The 17,015-nt window shown below is 46.8% G+C and carries 17 protein-coding genes and 1 pseudogene; 7 read left to right on the top strand and 11 right to left on the bottom strand.

The window, feature by feature from the left end; all coding sequences use genetic code 11:
• Positions 1–326: 326 nt before the first annotated feature.
• Positions 327–890: a Uma2 family endonuclease gene (locus tag RIE73_RS17015; RefSeq protein ID WP_446402304.1), complete on the top strand. Its 564-nt coding sequence runs from the start codon at positions 327–329 to the stop codon at positions 888–890.
• Between the two features lie 192 nt (positions 891–1,082).
• Here RIE73_RS17015 and RIE73_RS17010 read toward each other — a convergent pair whose 3' ends face one another.
• From RIE73_RS17010 to RIE73_RS16995, 4 genes are all read right to left on the bottom strand, one after another.
• The gene (locus RIE73_RS17010) at positions 1,083–1,280 is read right to left on the bottom strand and encodes a DUF2283 domain-containing protein (protein WP_446402302.1); all 198 of its coding nucleotides are present in this window, start codon (positions 1,278–1,280) and stop codon (positions 1,083–1,085) included.
• Positions 1,267–1,530 carry a DUF4258 domain-containing protein gene (locus RIE73_RS17005; RefSeq protein WP_446402301.1) on the bottom strand — a complete coding sequence of 88 codons (264 nt, stop codon included), beginning with the start codon at positions 1,528–1,530 and terminating at the stop codon, positions 1,267–1,269. Before RIE73_RS17005 ends, RIE73_RS17010 begins: the two co-directional genes overlap by 14 nt.
• Before the next feature lie 142 nt (positions 1,531–1,672).
• Positions 1,673–1,831: a hypothetical protein gene (locus RIE73_RS17000; protein ID WP_446402300.1), complete on the bottom strand. Its 159-nt coding sequence runs from the start codon at positions 1,829–1,831 to the stop codon at positions 1,673–1,675.
• Positions 1,832–1,882: 51 nt separating this feature from the next.
• Positions 1,883–2,194, bottom strand: a complete 312-nt coding sequence (locus RIE73_RS16995; RefSeq protein WP_446402299.1) for a hypothetical protein — start codon at positions 2,192–2,194, stop codon at positions 1,883–1,885.
• 151 nt (positions 2,195–2,345) lie between these two features.
• On the opposite strand from RIE73_RS16995, the gene RIE73_RS16990 reads away from it, so the two are divergent.
• The gene (locus RIE73_RS16990) at positions 2,346–2,612 is read left to right on the top strand and encodes a helix-turn-helix transcriptional regulator (RefSeq protein WP_446342531.1); all 267 of its coding nucleotides are present in this window, start codon (positions 2,346–2,348) and stop codon (positions 2,610–2,612) included.
• Positions 2,613–2,635: 23 nt separating this feature from the next.
• A complete protein-coding gene (locus RIE73_RS16985; RefSeq protein WP_446402303.1) occupies positions 2,636–2,890 on the top strand; it encodes a helix-turn-helix transcriptional regulator in 255 nt (84 codons plus the stop codon).
• Between the two features lie 96 nt (positions 2,891–2,986).
• Here RIE73_RS16985 and RIE73_RS16980 read toward each other — a convergent pair.
• From RIE73_RS16980 to RIE73_RS16970, 3 genes and pseudogenes are all read right to left on the bottom strand, one after another.
• A pseudogene (locus RIE73_RS16980) lies at positions 2,987–3,211 on the bottom strand (DUF2887 domain-containing protein); the annotation flags it as partial.
• A 79-nt stretch (positions 3,212–3,290) separates the two neighbouring features.
• The gene (locus RIE73_RS16975) at positions 3,291–3,809 is read right to left on the bottom strand and encodes a GNAT family N-acetyltransferase (protein ID WP_446402298.1); all 519 of its coding nucleotides are present in this window, start codon (positions 3,807–3,809) and stop codon (positions 3,291–3,293) included.
• Positions 3,809–4,036 (bottom strand): type II toxin -antitoxin system TacA 1-like antitoxin, encoded by a 228-nt coding sequence (locus RIE73_RS16970; RefSeq protein ID WP_446402297.1) that lies wholly within the window; start codon positions 4,034–4,036, stop codon positions 3,809–3,811. Before RIE73_RS16970 ends, RIE73_RS16975 begins: the two co-directional genes overlap by 1 nt.
• 617 nt (positions 4,037–4,653) lie before the next feature.
• On the opposite strand from RIE73_RS16970, the gene RIE73_RS16965 reads away from it, so the two are divergent.
• Positions 4,654–4,839 (top strand): hypothetical protein, encoded by a 186-nt coding sequence (locus RIE73_RS16965; RefSeq protein WP_446402296.1) that lies wholly within the window; start codon positions 4,654–4,656, stop codon positions 4,837–4,839.
• A gap of 111 nt (positions 4,840–4,950) precedes the next feature.
• Here the strand turns inward: RIE73_RS16965 and RIE73_RS16960 are convergent, their stop codons facing one another.
• Both RIE73_RS16960 and RIE73_RS16955 read right to left on the bottom strand, forming a co-directional pair.
• Positions 4,951–6,306: an inorganic phosphate transporter gene (locus RIE73_RS16960; RefSeq protein ID WP_446402295.1), complete on the bottom strand. Its 1,356-nt coding sequence runs from the start codon at positions 6,304–6,306 to the stop codon at positions 4,951–4,953.
• 3 nt (positions 6,307–6,309) lie between these two features.
• A complete protein-coding gene (locus RIE73_RS16955) occupies positions 6,310–6,840 on the bottom strand; it encodes an O-acetyl-ADP-ribose deacetylase (protein ID WP_446402294.1) in 531 nt (176 codons plus the stop codon).
• 401 nt (positions 6,841–7,241) lie between these two features.
• On the opposite strand from RIE73_RS16955, the gene RIE73_RS16950 reads away from it, so the two are divergent.
• Entirely contained in the window at positions 7,242–7,559 is a 318-nt protein-coding gene (locus RIE73_RS16950) for a hypothetical protein (protein WP_446402293.1), read from the top strand.
• 317 nt (positions 7,560–7,876) lie between these two features.
• Here RIE73_RS16950 and RIE73_RS16945 read toward each other — a convergent pair whose 3' ends face one another.
• The gene (locus RIE73_RS16945; protein WP_446402292.1) at positions 7,877–9,925 is read right to left on the bottom strand and encodes a DICT sensory domain-containing protein; all 2,049 of its coding nucleotides are present in this window, start codon (positions 9,923–9,925) and stop codon (positions 7,877–7,879) included.
• A 659-nt stretch (positions 9,926–10,584) separates the two neighbouring features.
• On the opposite strand from RIE73_RS16945, the gene RIE73_RS16940 reads away from it, so the two are divergent.
• Entirely contained in the window at positions 10,585–15,162 is a 4,578-nt protein-coding gene (locus RIE73_RS16940) for an Hsp70 family protein (RefSeq protein WP_446402291.1), read from the top strand.
• A gap of 52 nt (positions 15,163–15,214) precedes the next feature.
• Here the strand turns inward: RIE73_RS16940 and RIE73_RS16935 are convergent, their stop codons facing one another.
• Entirely contained in the window at positions 15,215–16,063 is an 849-nt protein-coding gene (locus tag RIE73_RS16935) for a hypothetical protein (RefSeq protein ID WP_446393711.1), read from the bottom strand.
• A gap of 388 nt (positions 16,064–16,451) precedes the next feature.
• On the opposite strand from RIE73_RS16935, the gene RIE73_RS16930 reads away from it, so the two are divergent.
• Positions 16,452–16,787, top strand: a complete 336-nt coding sequence (locus RIE73_RS16930) for a hypothetical protein (RefSeq protein WP_446402290.1) — start codon at positions 16,452–16,454, stop codon at positions 16,785–16,787.
• The last annotated feature ends 228 nt before the right edge of the window (positions 16,788–17,015 follow it).

Raw genomic sequence — 17,015 nt, 5'->3', positions numbered from 1 at the left:
GGTGGTGATGGATTTCGGATGGACAGGGACATTAACGGCGCCCGTGGGATTTTCCTACGGGCTTTGGGAGATATCCCCTCTCTAAGAGCTTGTCTTTTAGAGTGCATTGTTAGCATAAGTTAGCAAAATTATATCGGAAAGAATAATAAGTCCAGAAGTTACGCTTGGCATCTAAATCACCATTCGTAGGGACACGATACTATCGTGCCCTATTATAGGTAACTTACCCACCGATAACGGCTCAACAAAACCCGCCCTTAATCTTTAGGGGCTTGATACAATAGCAGGTAAAAACCGTGTGAATGTCTGCTGGTCAAGGTAACTTAATGGTACAAACACCGACTAAAATTCTGACATTAGAAGAGTTTCTCGAACAGCCAGAAACCGAACCTGCGAGCGAGTATATTGACGGGAAAATTATCCAAAAACCAATATTTCAAGGAGAACACAGCGCCATTCAAACTGAGTTAGCCCCCGCCATTAACGCCGCCCTCAGATCAAAGCAGATTGCCCGGGCGTTTTCGGAACTTCGGTGTACATTTGGCGGACGCTCAATTGTACCTGATATTGCTGTGTTTACTTGGGAGAGGATTCCCCGACAGGAGAATGGTAGGGTAGCAAATGTGTTTGCGATCGCGCCTGACTGGACGATTGAAATTCTTTCCCCTGACCAAAGCCAGACAAAAGTTACTAAGACTATTCTGCACTGTTTGAAGTACGATAGCAAGATGGGATGGCTCATTGATCCAGAGGATCAGTCAGTCTTTGTTTATCGTTCAGATCGACCAACGGATGTTTTTGATAAACCAGAAATACTTTTACCCGTTCCAGAGTTTGCTAAAGATTTTACTCTGACTCTGGGAGAGTTATTTAATTGGCTTCTAGAGTGATGTGAGCAATAAGAGAAACTATTGCTTACCAGTCTTAGAGAAAGTCCGGAAACAGAAATGAATTAATTTGCTCGGACTCTTTCTCCAGCCGTGCTTTCGCCAGTTGATAGTAATCAGTTCGTTTTACTCAAAGGAAGTCCAGTCCGAAGCCACTCATGACGTAGCCATTGCTGCATCGGCAATTGATAAAAATCAAGATGTTGAAACAAGTTCAGCAATCATCTCTTCGGACATAGACTGCTTGAAATCTAAAATCTCAATCAGCACAAGCTGGTCATTAAGTGAGTAGTGAAAGATTATCTGTCCTTCATCTTCTGCATAGGCGATCGCATCCTCTGAAAGCTCAATCAAAAGTACATCTACATCTTTGCTGTATCTAATTTTTTTCATAACGGCTCCTTCTACCTGGATACAATGTAATCACTAAAATGAATGCCTCATAGTCTCGATAAACAACTCGTAACACTAAGTTTTCGTCTAATTTTCTTTGTGCTGTGATTTTTTCTCCTTCTCCTAATTCTCGTCTATCTGGAGACTGGATGGTGTCACTCACACAGTCCTGACGAATCACAATTCCTCGTTGACTTAACAAGTCAAGTTTAAACAAAGCATGGTCACTGAACCGGATTTCTTTTAACATAGCTCCAACCCAATGATTCCAATAACAAAATTTGCTAAAGATTTTACTCTGACTCTGGGAGAGTTGTTTGATTGGCTGCTGGAGTAATAGGTTAGGAGGCGGTGAAATTTCTGGGCAGGTTGGAGGCGCTGAAAGAGAGTAGTCATTGGGGTGTCTCTGGATTATCGTCTGAATCAGTGTCTTTTGGTGTCACGTCGAACATTATCTCGAAGGAAAGGGTAGGAATCAGGCGGCGGAGGATTTGCAGGTGTCCCTCGGCGTCACTTCGGCTGCGAAAGCGTCCGACGATGCGGGTGTGCATATTGGGTAGGGGGTTGATAATGCACCAGGGGAAAAGCTGTTGTTTATAAGCTCATGAGACTTTATTGGCAGTGAGGGTGGGTTGTTTGGCTAATGTGCGTTTAATGATGTTGAGGAGGGTTTGGTGCTGGGGTTCGTTGGTTTGGGGATGAAGTACCCAAGCGCTGATGGGGACGGGTTGGTAGGTTAGGAGGTAGCACTCCTCGGTGTTTCTACCCGTTCCTCTGTGATTGAGGGGGGTAATTGTCCAAGCGGCTTGTTTAGGGCGCTTGCGGGTGATGTAGCCCTGTTTTTTGAGGGCGGTTTTTAGGGCAGCAATGTCTGTGGCGACGCGATGAGCTTCGGTCGCTTTGGATTTTTTCATGGATATTTGATTAAGATGAGACACTAACTAGGGAAAGACCAGCCAGTTAAGCTGTAACTTGACGGAACCAGCTAAACCTACTGGTCTTTATATCCTGTTCACAACATGAACTTTAGCTCCGGTTACTTGTCCTTGTCAAGAGCTAAAGTTCATGAATTTTAGTTCCGCTATGACTGATTCAAACGAAGGGAAATCTCAATTAAGATTATTCAGAGAAGCTGCGGGACTTACCCGAGCTGAACTTGGAAACCGTATGGGAGTTTCTGAGCGCCAGATTTACGACTGGGAAAATGGGGTCAAACTGCCAAGAGTGGATCGGGCAGTTGCTTTGGCTCGCGAGCTAGGAGTTTCAATTCAGACTGTCTGTAGTGCTTTAGGTATAGATGTCACTGGTGTTCCTGACGGTAATGGTGATTAAAACATCTGATAGTTTGTGTGAACATGCCAGAAGAACAACGGCAAGAGCAAGAGTCTCCCCTGAAGCAGCGTAGAGATGAGTTGGGTCTAACTCAAAGGGATGTTGCTATGGCTGCTGATGTGTCTGTGCAGACAGTTAGCAACTGGGAGACAGGACGGTATAAGGAAGCTAAGTTAACTCTGCCGCAGGTAAAAGCACTCTGTCGAGTATTGTACTGGACTATCGATGACTTACCTGATGATTTGGCATCACCGCGATCGCATTCTGAGGGCGATTAGGTCAGCGATGAACATTCTCAATATTCTTTAAAAGTTCTCCATGAGAATTTCACTAAAGTAATGAATAAACTCCTCTAGGATTTCCCTGGAATTGATATACACTTTCCGAGTATTTTGAAATTGAACTTCGACAAAGTAAGCAATGGGATTGGGAACATCCTGAGGGGGTAAGAAAACGCCATCAATACGGAAGGCAGTTTGCTTGAGTTCTACTGAGCGAAAGACATAACCTTGGGCTTGAGCTGGAGACTGTCCAATCAGCTCAAAAAAGATAGTCGGCGCACTTTGAAACAGTCGATAGAATAGGGAATCAGTTTTCACTGCTACAGGCACTCTTAAGGGCTAGACGAGTCGATTTTACATCAAGTCCACGATTGAGCGTAAAGTAGTAATATATTATCTAAATTCCCATACCTTTACAAAGCGCTTCAATAGATTTCATAGGCAAGTAAAGCTTCATGGGTTCCTGACTAAACGGCTGAAAGCCATACTTGATATAAAACCCCAAAGCCTTCTCATCCAAAGCTTCCGCTACTACAGCCAGAGATGCAACTTGTGCCGTAGACTCCAATGACTTATGAAGAGCATCTATTAACATCAGTTCGCCAAATCGCTTCCCCTTATGATTATTATCAACAGCCAGACGACCTAACAACGTAGCTGGCAACAATGGGTAACGAGGTAAACGTTTCGCCAAGTCCTCATTTAGAACGGAAACATCAACTGTATAAGCTGAAAGAGTGTAGTAAGCTAAAACGCTCGTCTCAGGCTCATCAATTAAAACAAATACAGTTGCAATTCGCCGCTTAATATCTTGAGAGGCTTGTTTCCGGATGTAATTATCTAAACTGTCTCTCCCACAGCAGAAGTCCGAACGGATATGCCTACGACTATCAAGAGGCTCGATTTTGAGAACCATTATTCCCTAACTTGTTTATACCGTTGAGCAGCCGCTTGAACGCTAGCAATTACAAAGTCAGTCAACGTGCGTCCCTCAAGATCGGCGGCTTCTGAGTGTCGCCGATGAAAACCAATTGCGACAACTTTTGCAGCAGAAGTTAAACGCCGATGACTTGAATGCTTTCTGGATATTACAAAATGCCGTGATGACAGGTTGAGTTTGAGTATTCTAGAAGCCACCTCCATTTTCCTCTTAGCGGAGGAAGTCGCCGTTGATGACATGGAGATTCGTATTGGCGATCGCACGATTAAAAGTAACATAATGATACTGATTTAAGGCTGGTGGGCAATGCCCACCCTACGGTATCTCAAGGGTTTCGGCAATTTGGACTTTAGACGAATTAGAGCCGATCATCCCTGGGCGATCGCACTTCTTTTGATAACCACTATTCACTAGATACCCTTTGGCTTTTTCTTTCGGCTTCGCTACTGTTATGCTTCCCTTGACTTGATGTCATTTCGGCTCAACTTGTCAAGCAAGAGGAGGCGATTGAAATCGCTGCTACACAAACAAAGTCCGCCTGCGCGGACTAGATTATAAAGGGGGTGGCTAACCCGGATTTGGTATCAGACCCATCGGGTAGAGATACGATACCACAACCTCTACTGAGCAGATGCCTCAGCGGTGTTCACTTGCTCCTGAAGGTGGACAGTTTGACAAGGAAATTCGGCAACTTCTTGTGGGCAAGAAAAGAACTTACCATGTCTTATTCACGGTTGAAGATAGTACGGTCTACATTCGGTATCTTTTTTGAACCACCCGTTGATATTAATCCAATGGTTTAGGGCAATGTGTCGCGGAAATGTATGCGACTCTCAAGACGTTCCAGCAAGATAAAGTATACGGCATTATCACCGATGGAGAAGTGTGGTCATTTTTATTGCTAGAAAACCTGACACTCTCGGTTAATGAAAATAATTATTATATTAGTAACGTTGCCGATATTGTTGACCGGATTGGTTATATCGCCGAAAGGTTTAAGGAATAGGCATTCCCTCGAATCAAGTCAATCAAATGGTCAACTGTAGGGGCGGGTTTAGGGACTAACGCTAATTAAAAGCCGATAAATGAGCAACAAAACCCGCCCTTACTTAAGAGCCTAAAGAAAAATCCCACGTAAACTGATAAAAATAATCGCCCCTAAACTGGCGGCTACAGGTAGCGTAACCAACCAAGCCAGCGCAATGGATTTCAAGGTTTGGAAGCGAACCGTGCGCCAATTTTGAATCAATCCAATCCCCACAATACCCCCTACTAAAGCGTGAGACGTTGAAACCGGAAAACCGAAGCGGGAGGCGAGTAAAACAGTTGTCGCCGTGGCAATTTCGGCACAAAATCCACTACTCGGTTGCAACGGAATAATATTTTCCCCAACGGTACTAATTACCTTTTTTCCCCAAACGGCTAAACCTGCTACAATACCCGCACCACCAACGATCAGAATCCACAACGGAATATTAAACCCCGTGAGGGGAACCGTACCCGTAGCAATAATATACGCGATCGCAGCTAAGGGGGCGATCGCATTCCCGACATCGTTGGAACCGTGAGCAAATGCTACAAAGCAAGCACTGAGAACTTGAAACCGCGCTAGTTGTTGCTCAATTGCGGAAGGAAAGGGGGATACAGAAATCGGGGATGGGGAAAGATTCGCTTCAATTTCCGCTTCTCCAGTTTCCCAGTCGCGAATATCCTTATCTATTGATTCTTCAGGATTAACAGGTAGAATTAAAGGACTACGTTCTAACTGACGCCAACTAATCAAACTTAGAACAATAGCCGCAACCGAAACCGCAATAATCGGTAAATCATGAGCAGGAATGGGCAAAGCATCAAATAGCGGACGATTAAATAACGTTGGCATGACAATCGCGCCAAAGATGCTTAAAAGCATAACACTTAGCCAAGGAATCCATTCTCGTAGCTGAACAATCGGATTCCTTTGCCTTAAAATAGAGACATTGATAATACTATAAAATCCGGCGGCTAAACTACCACTAACAACAGGTGTAATAATCCAAGTTAACGAAATACGCCCCAACGTTCCCCAATCTACCGCCTGCACCCCAATCGCCACCCAACAAAATCCGGCGATCGCGCCCACCACCGCATGAGATGATGCCACAGGTAACCCCAAACTGGTGGCAATTTGTAACCATAACCCACAAGCGAGTAATACAGACATCATTCCCAGTAATAACACCTGCGGCGTTTGGGCAAATAACGTTGGATCAATCACTCGCGTGGCTAACGTTGTCGCCACCCCTTGACCAAATAAAACCGCCCCTGTAAACTCTAAAATACCTGCAATAATTAACGCTTGTCGTAGCGTAACCGCTTTTGAGCCAACTGACGTTCCCATGGAATTCGCCACATCATTGGCGCCTAGATTCCAAGCGACATAAAAGGCAAGAATAGCAGTTAAACTGAGTTGAACTAGAGCTATTGAAATCACTCGTTATTCCTTATTTGTGATAATGTCCTGCACGGCTTGCTGATGGTGGTTATAGGATGACTTAGAGAAACACACAAAAATCACTTGCTCGATGGTTGTCTTTTCTGCCAAAACCTGCTTAACTGTACCTACAGCTATTCTGGCAGCCCGTTCTGGCCCAAATCCATACGCGCCCGTACTGATGGCAGGAAAGGCAATACTGCGAATATTATTTTGCTCTGCCAGTTCCAAACTCCGGTAATAACAACTGGCTAACAAAGCATCCTCACCATGATGACCATCCCGCCAAATAGGTCCGACGGTATGAATCACCCAATCAGCCGGAAGATTGTAACCCTGGGTAATTTTAGCATCACCCGTTTCACAGCCATTCAACCCGCGACATTCTGCCAACAAACCGGGTCCAGCCGCCCGATGAATTGCCCCATCCACACCACCACCACCGAGGAGAGAGGTGTTTGCCGCATTGACAATCGCATCAACGCTTAACTGAGTGATATCACCTTCAATGACATTTATTTTGCCTGTTAACATGAATATTATCCTCCTGAGAAATAATTCTGTTTTGTTGGATTTATCACAGATCACCCATAGATAAGCTCAGCAGTAGGGCAGTTTTGGTGGTGTTGTCTTATGCGCGATCGCGTCTGGGTTAGGCTCTGTAGAAAACCAAGACTCAGTAGACTCAGCCGATAAATGATACCATTAGCTACCCAACCTTCCCATAGATGTTCCTCTGGAACCTTCTACCTTATGGCTTATTTCTGGGAGAATTCTTCAAGATTGAACTGACGCTCTAAGTACCTGAACAGAAATTCTGTACCCTGTACTAAGAAATGTGAACAAGCCTAAAACCCTTACTGTTCCCTGTTCCCTGTTCCCTGTTCCCTCATCTCAACCGTTAACTTTAGTTTTGTCCGACTACTTAGCATAGTATGTTACCCACACCCTTACCCTCTCAACCAAGAATGGATCAGCGCTGGCACACATTCACGGAAATATTACAACGCCTGCATCAAGAAGGCATATACATTAATTCTCAGCAATTAGCAGAATTTCTGTTAGCACATGGATTGCCCGTTGATTTGTGCTATGTCCCAGAACATTTGCACTCTAAAGCCATTCAAATCAACCAAAACTATCAGGGCGATATGGTGTCCCTAACTGAACAATCCGAACCCGATTGGGATTATTCCTGGATGAACGAAGTCCAAACGCCCATCATCAAAAACAATCCCTGCTATAAAATTTAAGCAAAAAATAGAGATTTCTCCTCACATTTCCTGTTGTTTCCAAATTCTCTAAAATTTTCATTCAAGTCCGCTCAATTCCTCTGCGTACCTCTGCGGTATCCTCTGCGTACTCTGCGTTTAAAAAATATAAATTCCATGCTACTGGACTTGATCCGATATCATGTCCGCCTAAACAGTCATTATTCCCTTTTGCCTTGCAACCTTCCTCCTTCCCTTAGAGCCTTCTGCCTTCTGCCTTCTACCTTCTACCTTCTGCCTTGTCTCCACCGATAGTGTAAGTATTCCACCGGACATGATCTGACCGAGTAATCCTCAATTCACTTGCGCTTAACTCTTGACCCCTTACGACTACCCTTTCCCTTCCCTTTAGAGGACTGAGACTCTGAAGTTGGCGCAATCATTGGCACCGTAAAGTGAAACTGACAACCTTGGTCTTTACCCGCCGAGTCTGCCCAAATTTTACCGCCCCACCCCTTGACAATTTGGCGGCAAATTGCTAAACCTAAACCTGTGCCACCTGTAGTCCGTCGCAGCGCCCCTTCTTCTTGATAAAAGCGATCAAAGACATCCTCTAGGCGATTCGGTTCAATCCCCCGCCCGGTATCGGCGACAGTCACTTTTATCGAATTTCCATTGGTTTGAATCCCAATGGTGATTTCTCCTTGGGAGGAGGTAAATTTGCAGGCGTTGTCTAACAATTTGGCAAGGGTTTCCACCAGCCACTCACCATCGGCTTGGACTAAGGGCAGATCTGTGGGAACTTGAGTGATAATGTTCGGTCGTCGCTCCTCTGACCAATGGACATTAATCCGGCTGAGGGCTAAGTCAACACATTCTTGCAGAGAAATGGCTTCGACATTCCATTCCACACGACCACTTTCCAGGCGCGAGAGAGTGAGAAAGTCTTGCACCAGTTTCCGCAGGCGTTCGGCGTCGTCAAGGGCAGTATTCAGCATCACCTGACGCAATTCTGGTGACATATCTGGTTCGCTGGCGAGACTTTCTAGGCAAACCTGAATCGTGGACAGGGGGGTGCGGAGTTCATGACCCGTGATTGCCACTAAGTTACTACGAGTCCGGTCAAGGGCGGCGAGTTGTTGGTTCAAATCTTGCAAATTCGCATAAGCTTCCGCTTGGATTAAGGCGACACCCACTTGAGTGGCGATCGCTTCGACGAGGGCGAGTTCTTCATCCTTCCACCGATAAGGGGTTTCGCCGCAGTGGTGTAACTCGACCATCCCCAATAATCGACCCTGATACAATACCGGAACCATCAGCCACGATCGCATGCCAAAGGTTTGCACCAATTCCTTTAATTTAGAAGATGGGGAATTGGCGTTTTTACTGGATGTCTGGTTCAGCCGAGGATCATGGTGGGTGTCTTCTACGGAAATAGACTCTTGATGTTCGACAATGGCTTGAAATAGAGTATTGTCTTTTAGGGGCCAAGGGCTACCTAGAGTCGAGCAGAGGATCGTGCGATCGCGTCCTCGGGTTTCTAGGTACTCATGGGTAATCGTGGCTTGAGTATCCGTGGCTTTACAGCGGTAAAGGAGACAACGACAGGACCCCATGGCGCGTCCTAACTCTTGCACCGCGATTTCTAGAACTTCATGAGGATCGAGCGATCGCCGAATCGCTGTGGTAATCGAATTCACCAAACGCTCGCGTTGTTCTTGAGCCGTGATCGAGCGATAGGCTTTCAGAAGTTTATACTGACCCGCTTGTAAGTAAGTCACCAACCGATGCACAAATGGATCAGGATTGGGTGAGTCTCCCAGATTCCGATCTGAGGGTTGAGTGGAGCCAAAACTGATATACTCAGCTTTTGCCTGCTCGATTTTATCCGCTAACTCAGGTCGATAGGTGGCAATGCGATCCAAAATCAACTCGGCGGCTTTGGCGCTAACCGCCCGGTCAAATGTCCAAATTCCCTCAAAACGTCGAGAGGTATCCATCTCCCCATTGGCGCTATTGGAGACAGACGAACGTTTTTCTCGGCAGATCAGACAGTTGGCATAGTGAGAACCAATCACCACTAAATGCCACTCGTGACTTAAGCCATCTTTGGGGTCAAATGCCACGGTTTCGTAGTGATCTGAGCTATTCTTGAAATCCGTTTCTGGTGCAGCTAAGACATAGACATGAGGTGTCCGTTGGGCAATGCGTCGATAGCGATGGGCTTCCTGACGATAGAAGCGTTCTCGCTGAAAACAGGCAATCACTAATGGTTGCTCTGAACCAGCCAAGACCTGATCTTCCATCGCATGGGAGAGTGCGGTCAAAGACGCTTTGAAATATACTTGTTGCCGCAATTGGGGCATGGCTTGGAGTAAGTGAGCCAGCACCGAAGTTGTGATGATCATTCAAATAAGCGATAAGCAGTGTTTAGCTTGAGCTTGGCAACAAACCCTTGACAATTCCCCTTTTTTATGATTTTAATTGCCGCAATACCCAATGGTTTGAGAGCAATTGGCAGGTATAGGGAACGCCATTAAGCAACGCGATTCGCCAAAGAACCGCTGTGGGTCATCATTGAGTTGAGAACTTGTCCTATCAACCTATCGTACAAAAAAGAAGGTAACTTCCACCCAACGAACCCGAGAAAATTCCTCTCTAGGCTCCGAGGAGATGTCGAGTTGAGCGGATGTCTCGAACCCGAACTAGAGCGCTGAAGGGGCGGGTAAGCTACTGAAATAAATACCTAGACATACATTATGTCCGCTGTACTAAGAAATGTTAAGGAGCCAATCAAACGAAACCTAGTAAACACTTAGAGAGTTGATCTCATGTCGTTCTCGTCATAAGATATTATATCTATACTGAAATTCTGGTAACCGCTAGCCTTCTGCTTTGGTCGTATAATGCACACTCAACCTAAATCCTTACATAGATGTTTAATTGGCACCTAAACTTACAGAGGTTGTTTCAGGTTTTAGGCAAACATCTGACCAGAACTTTGCCCAGCTTTTTGCGGAAACGAATACCAATACCAGGATTCGGCTCACCCCACCAGCAGTTGACAGTGACTTGCCAAACGCTACACAAGCAATTAACCATTGCTAACCCTTCCGATCGCACGAAAGAGAAAGCTTGGAAAACCTACGGCAAAGCCCTATCCCTGGCGGAACAATGCGATTACTCACAACTGATCCAAGTCATCGTACAATTTGACCCGCTCTTTGGGGAGTGGCAGCCCAATTCCAGCTTTCGGCAAGAGCGATCGCTCTCGGTTCTACTCAAAGCCCAATCGCCAACGGCTCAAGCCCTCGATGCGGCGTGGCGGCTTGCGGGGCGATTGCAAAACCCGTTACGGCAAACCGAGATACAGCAGCTAATCTGTGTCCAATCTGCCCGAATTGGTGATACCAATGGACTACTGGTGAAGTTGCTAAAGCGACGTGAACAAGGGTGTCTCCCTACCGCCGAACTCCATGAAATCCTCTCCACCTATTTAGACCACAATTCCTTTGAGGATAGCCATCCCTGGAAAGCCTTCTGCTCAGAATTTCCGGACACCCAACTGCCTCAAATTCATCAGGTTTATGCCCTAATGGAGCGCTATGAGGAAGCGGCTGACTTGGCAGAAGCAGCCAGAGATTACGCCAGTGCTATCCGTTACCTCCTGTCTGTTCCAGGTAAAGAGACTGCCCTTCGCGTTCTCGACTTGGCGGAGCGTGTCAAAGACCCTGATACAATTGCCCAAGCCCATGAGAACGTCGCCTCATGGTTCTGGGAGGAAGGGAGGTATGCCGATGCCCGAGAACACTTCCAAAAAGCGGGCAACCTCGAGGGCGCCAGTGACTGTTACCAAAAAATGGGACAGCTCGAACTGGCAATCCAACTCCGTCCCGCGATTCGTTCGGAGTGGATACTCGATATCCGAGAGGCAATGGAGAACACCGTCCGAGGGCATCTTGATCGCCAAGACTTTTTAGAAGCAGTTCGCCGACTACGAACCATAGAGCAAGCATGGCGAAACAAATCTGCCGAGTCAAGTCTTCGCTCGGAGGCGGATCGCACCCAACACCTGCTCTCGGAAGTAATCCGAACCGTTCGAGCCTCCTTTGAAGCCAAGTTGTCAGCGACTCAGGGGCAATCAGAAACAGACCTGTTCAAACAATGGAGCCTGTTGGAAGAAGCCGCTGGCAATTATCTCGAAGCTGGATTCCAGGCACAGAAAGCTCAAGACTATTTTGCCGCATCCTTATTATTTGAGAAAGCCGGTGCCTTTGGTCAAGCCCTGATTGCCCTGGATTCTGCCGATCCAGACCATCCCAACCCCCGGAAAAAGGCTCAGTTACTCGAGCAAGGCGGTGACTTCTTTATGGCGGGGCTTCTCTACGAACGTTTGGGAGAAATCGAACAAGCGATTTCAATGTACGAACAGGCGAGGGAATACCAGCGTGCTGCCCAACTCCGACGGCAGCAACTTGGCGATCAGCGGGTCGTATTTGATCATCGCTTCCAAGACCTAATCACGAAAGCCGGTCAAGTCGAGGAACTGGCGGAACTTTGCGTGGCTCAAGCCGACGAACGGGAGCAACCGCCAGAGGAAAAAGCGCGTTTACTACGACGCCTGAAAGACCTAGGAGAGCAAGGGTTGGTGAGTGGCAAATGGCTAGACCTGGTTGCTACAGAGTTGCCCAGCATTGAGGCGTTGGACAGGCGTCGGTTTGAAGAGCAAGCGGATCGATGGGTGCAAGCCGCGACTCAGGAGATTCTGGCAGACTACATTGATGCGATCGCCCTTGACCTGGGTACCAGTAATAGTGTGGTTTGTCTCTATAACCAAAAGCAAGGAGAGCCAGAGGTTGTCGAATGGCACGGGCGACGGCAGATTCCGTCCGTGTTTGCGATCGATCAAGTGGGGCGGGAACGGGTTGGTGTGCCGATATCCGAACTGTTGGGGAAATCACCTCGCGCCATTGTCACTCAAGCGAAACGGCAGATGGGCACGGACACCAAATTCAAAGCCGGGGGTCAGGTATACCGTCCTGAAGAAATTTCAGCGCGGATTATTAACCACGCCCGTGACTTAGCCAGGGAGTATCTGCACAAAAAGATTGGTGAGAAAATTTCCCGAATGGCGGCTCAGGTGATCGGAACATCTGTGCCAGAGGACTGGGTCATAACCTACCTCGATCAACATCCCCCCACCATTCCTTTAGCCAATGCTGTGATTACAGTACCGGCTTACTTTAATGATGCCCAGAAACAAGCGACAAAGACTGCCGGAGTGCTGGCGGATATCAACATCCTGCGCCTAATTCACGAACCAACGGCGGCTTGCCTTGCCCAGCGCACCCGCTCTTCTATCAATGAAACGATTTTAGTCGCTGACTTGGGAGCAGGAACCTTTGATCTTTCCATTATTGAAGTCGAGGAAAGCGTCTTTGAGGTACTGGAAATCGAGGGAGATAATGCACTTGGCAGTGCCGATTTAGATGATGTGTTGTATGCTCATTTTCTAGAGGTGATTAAAGCCGAAACCGGACAGGATATAAACGGCGATCGCCGCACCGTCACCCGTCTGCGTCAGGCTGGCGAAGAACTCAAGATTGAACTGTCCTCCCGCAGCGCTTGGACAATTGAGCTACCCGATTTGATTAACGGTAGCGCGATCACCCTGGAACTGACACGAGACGAACTCGAACGCCTAGCTGCACCTTGGCTGAATCGCATTCGGACAACCTGCCAAAAGATTAATCGCCAACCGAGTCGGATACTCCTCATCGGCGGTGGAGCGATGATGCCTGCGGTTCGTGAGTGTATTGGGGATGTGTTTGCCCAAGACCCTAACTCGGATTTAGATCCGCTAACAGCCGTTGCCCGTGGAGCGGCTCTGCAAGCGGCTATCCTGATGGGTTCACTACAGGATGCTATCTTGTTGGATGCTGTTCCGTTCAGTCTGGGGATTAAATCCTATGTAGCACCGGGTCAGTTCAAGTTTGATTCCTTAATCCCCAAGCACACGACCATCCCGACTAAAACAACACGACGCTATACCACAGTTGAGGACAATCAGACCAACGTTAGAATTCAGATCTTTCAGGGAGAATCCTCTGTTCCTGAGGAAAATTTTAAGATCGGACAATTTATTCTTCAAGGAATACTTCCCGCCAAAGCTAGAATTCCCCAAATTGATGTCACTTTTGATATCGATAGCAATTGCCTTCTAATCGTGACCGCTCGCGATGCTGGAACGGGAAAACAATGCGGCATCACTATCTCCGACTCGCACCTACTGACGCCTGCTCAAGCGGCTTCGCTGCAAGCCAGATTCCGAGACTCTCAGACTCATCAAGGACACCTGACAGGGTTAGAGAAACTGGCGAGGAACCTCACACAGATGCTGCAAGAGACCCAACGGATCAATATTCTGGAACTCTCAGCCGGTTTGCAACAGCGATTACACTACTATGAACGTCACCGAGAGCGGTATTTGCCGACTCCGACAGACAATAACAGGTTGTTTGAGGTCTACCGCAACCGCGACGAATTAGAGATGAAGGCACGGTTAGCCCAGGATCGATGGGACAGCTTGAGCCGGAGTAGCCGGACTTGGTTGGAGGGTTATGGGTCGCTCGATTGGCGTTCTACACAAGTCTCACAGCAAGTGGAGCAATTAATCGAGGAAGGCACTAGCCTGCTTGAGCGCACCCGCTCAGCCGCCCAAGAGGTGACAGAAGGGGCGGCGACTTACAGGAGATGGTTGAGTGCCATTGAGAACCTTCCGATTAACCCTGAGGGAAATGCTGAAGAATTGGCTCAACATTTCCTCCGTCTTAACCGCTATTCAGAAGCCATTACTCATTTTCATCGGATTGAGGCTCCCTTATCTCCATCCCAGGTCGAACTCGGTTTGGAAATTTTGGCTCGTTCCCGCCAACGAGATGCTTATGGCGCATTGTTTTTAGACCACACCCCAACGCTTGGCGTTCACAGTCCTGACTTTGAGAGCCTCAATCATTCGGTGCGGATTTATGCTTCCTCCGTGGTTTGGATACAGGTGAATATAGGCGGATTGGCTGGTAGTGGTAGTGGCTTTGTTATTAGTCCCGATGCAGTGGCGACCAATCGTCACGTTGTTATGAACCAGTCCACAGGACAATGCATTTTACCGGAAGCGGTCAGCGTAATTACCAAGGAAGGTCGTCTCCAGGTAACAGAAATCTATTTACCGACGTGGGGCGCGGACGATGTGGCAATCCTGCGCTTGCGACCTGAGTCTACTCCTGTTACTCCATTACGGTTAGGCTTTTCGGAACTCGTTGAGGTTGGGGAGCGGATTTTGACCGTTGGTTTTCCGGCGCCTGGGGAGGGTGGGTTTGAAGAAAATCTCTACTGTAATGTTGGATTGGTCAACCGTATCCGACCGAGTCAACTTTGCACGGAGCGGGTGCTAGAGGTGAGTATTCCGCTTCAGGGGGGGATTAGCGGTGCGCCGATTTTGAATCAATTGGGAGAGGTTGTGGGATTGTTAAGCTTCTTCACGGAGCGCAAACGGGAGAACTCTAGTGGACAGAGTTACAGCGAACAGTCATTTTATGCCATTCCTGTTGAGGTTTTGCGCCGCCTTCGTGGAAATGTTCAAGGGTAGATTCGCTGCTAATACTATAATTTACAGGGAACATAAGAGATTTGGAGTTTAATTATTTTTTATTGAGCTTGTTTCCCACAGCACCAGTTCCCAATGTTAATAAACCCAACAGGGTTGATGCTTCCGGGACAGGGGTTTCCGATTGTTTAGACTCGATAAAATTAAAATAGGCTTTTTGATTGTTAGAACTAAAAAAAGAATCGTCTGAACTCTGGAAAAGATTAAAACCGTAGGGGTCACCAACAGCCAAAACTTGACCCCCGTTAGCAAACGGCTGAAATTCAACCATCGACCGGATTGAACCATTTGTACCAATCAGCGTCCCTCCCTGGGGAGAAATATCGGTTACCATTGGGTTAATATCAGTGGCTAAAGATGTACCAAATGTTTGACCTCTTAGGTCACCTAATGTGCCGACAGTGGTTAGAGACACTGTATTTTTAAACATGCCACCTGTAGAAGAATTGACACCACCGACAGCACCTGTATATCGGGAACCGAGTCCCAGTGATTCCAGTACAGAATTAGCCGATATCTGTTCAGAACGAGTGGAATCGGCTTCAATAATCAGACAACCACCAGTTTTGACAAAATTTCTCAGCACGCTACTTTCAGTGTCCGTCAGTATTTTTGAGGACGCTCCATGAAAGAATATATCAACGTCAGCAAGAGTTGCCTCCGTTAGGGTTGATACTCCTGGAAGGATAGTATGTAAACGTTCAAGAAGACTTGAGCTGAATGCACCGTATTGCAATGCACCATTTCCGGCATTAAATAAGTCACCCCCACGCTGATTTGCGCTGTCCCAACTTCTTATCGTTAATGCACCTGCCGAATTTACTCCTAAAGCTTCGAGAAGAATAGCTAGGGATAAGGTTATTGTTATTAATAGCTTATTCATATTAGTGATGCTATAATCAGCTTACTAATATTCAGAATACACAAGTCCAAGGTTTAATTCTCTAGTTTTTGGTCTTCTTCACAAACACTTTACATCGAATAATTAATGGGATTATTGTTAAAATTAATAATGGTTAAGAAAGGCGTTACACAGATGAGCGGATAAACCCATTATTCCAGGTACATCGATAAAAATATTCCCATATTTGTAAAAAATATTTACAACACTTCAATAAAATTAACTATTTCACCCAAACCAATCTTTATCGTTATAAGCTAAGCTTATAAGACTTAATAGATTTTATCTTCACACAATATTTAACAACTGCCTCTTGACAAAGGACAAATGACAAAGGACAAATGACAAAGGACGGACAAAGGACAAAGGAATGAATAAACTGTTGCCCGGTTTCTCCGAAGGGTTCGCTGTAGCGCTAAGAGTATGGTTAGTGTTTTTGCTATGTCTGGTTTTACTTGGATACTCAGTTCCCTTCAGTATCGTGGTGGGTGCTGTTGGGGGATTTGCTGGCGGCTGGGTTGTGGCTTGGTGGAATAGTAAAGATGAACCAAAGCAAGCCCCCTCTGAACCCCAAGATGAGCCAGAGGAAGCCCCCGTCAAGTTAAGTGGATTAGCCTTGGCGAAACAGCGTCGAGATGCTAGAGCGAGGAAGCGTTCCCAGAAAAGCTCCGTTCCATTGACAGGATTATTGAACCGAAGTAAGTAGGGCTTGCTGCACAAGTCGGAAACCCTTATATTTCAAGGCTTTGAGGCAGTTTTTCTGCGGCTGTTGTGCAAGAAAATAAGACAGGATTTGTAAAAAACCTAGCACCTAGCGTGAGAAAGATACTCCCAGGACAACGATTGTGGGTTGGATTAAACCCTCTTCCCTTCTGCCTTCTGCCTCCTGCATAAAAGCCTTTTCCCCACCACAAGACTTATTCAGCAGACCCTA

It is taken from the genome of Coleofasciculus sp. C1-SOL-03 (assembly GCF_040220555.1).
GTDB lineage: Bacteria > Cyanobacteriota > Cyanobacteriia > Cyanobacteriales > Coleofasciculaceae > Coleofasciculus.
The sequence above is the reverse complement of the archived record's forward strand: the minus strand, read 5'-3'. Positions and strand labels throughout refer to the sequence as shown.

What these genes read in the sequence shown, in the direction of transcription:
- RIE73_RS17015 (WP_446402304.1), top strand. Translation starts at nt 327, where the DNA reads ATGGTACAAACACCGACTAAAATTCTGACATTAGAAGAGTTTCTCGAA.
- RIE73_RS17010 (WP_446402302.1), bottom strand. Translation starts at nt 1,280, where the DNA reads ATGAAAAAAATTAGATACAGCAAAGATGTAGATGTACTTTTGATTGAG.
- RIE73_RS17005 (WP_446402301.1), bottom strand. Translation starts at nt 1,530, where the DNA reads ATGTTAAAAGAAATCCGGTTCAGTGACCATGCTTTGTTTAAACTTGAC.
- RIE73_RS17000 (WP_446402300.1), bottom strand. Translation starts at nt 1,831, where the DNA reads ATGCACACCCGCATCGTCGGACGCTTTCGCAGCCGAAGTGACGCCGAG.
- RIE73_RS16995 (WP_446402299.1), bottom strand. Translation starts at nt 2,194, where the DNA reads ATGAAAAAATCCAAAGCGACCGAAGCTCATCGCGTCGCCACAGACATT.
- RIE73_RS16990 (WP_446342531.1), top strand. Translation starts at nt 2,346, where the DNA reads ATGAATTTTAGTTCCGCTATGACTGATTCAAACGAAGGGAAATCTCAA.
- RIE73_RS16985 (WP_446402303.1), top strand. Translation starts at nt 2,636, where the DNA reads ATGCCAGAAGAACAACGGCAAGAGCAAGAGTCTCCCCTGAAGCAGCGT.
- RIE73_RS16975 (WP_446402298.1), bottom strand. Translation starts at nt 3,809, where the DNA reads ATGGTTCTCAAAATCGAGCCTCTTGATAGTCGTAGGCATATCCGTTCG.
- RIE73_RS16970 (WP_446402297.1), bottom strand. Translation starts at nt 4,036, where the DNA reads ATGGAGGTGGCTTCTAGAATACTCAAACTCAACCTGTCATCACGGCAT.
- RIE73_RS16965 (WP_446402296.1), top strand. Translation starts at nt 4,654, where the DNA reads ATGTATGCGACTCTCAAGACGTTCCAGCAAGATAAAGTATACGGCATT.
- RIE73_RS16955 (WP_446402294.1), bottom strand. Translation starts at nt 6,840, where the DNA reads ATGTTAACAGGCAAAATAAATGTCATTGAAGGTGATATCACTCAGTTA.
- RIE73_RS16950 (WP_446402293.1), top strand. Translation starts at nt 7,242, where the DNA reads ATGTTACCCACACCCTTACCCTCTCAACCAAGAATGGATCAGCGCTGG.
- RIE73_RS16945 (WP_446402292.1), bottom strand. Translation starts at nt 9,925, where the DNA reads ATGATCATCACAACTTCGGTGCTGGCTCACTTACTCCAAGCCATGCCC.
- RIE73_RS16935 (WP_446393711.1), bottom strand. Translation starts at nt 16,063, where the DNA reads ATGAATAAGCTATTAATAACAATAACCTTATCCCTAGCTATTCTTCTC.
- RIE73_RS16930 (WP_446402290.1), top strand. Translation starts at nt 16,452, where the DNA reads ATGAATAAACTGTTGCCCGGTTTCTCCGAAGGGTTCGCTGTAGCGCTA.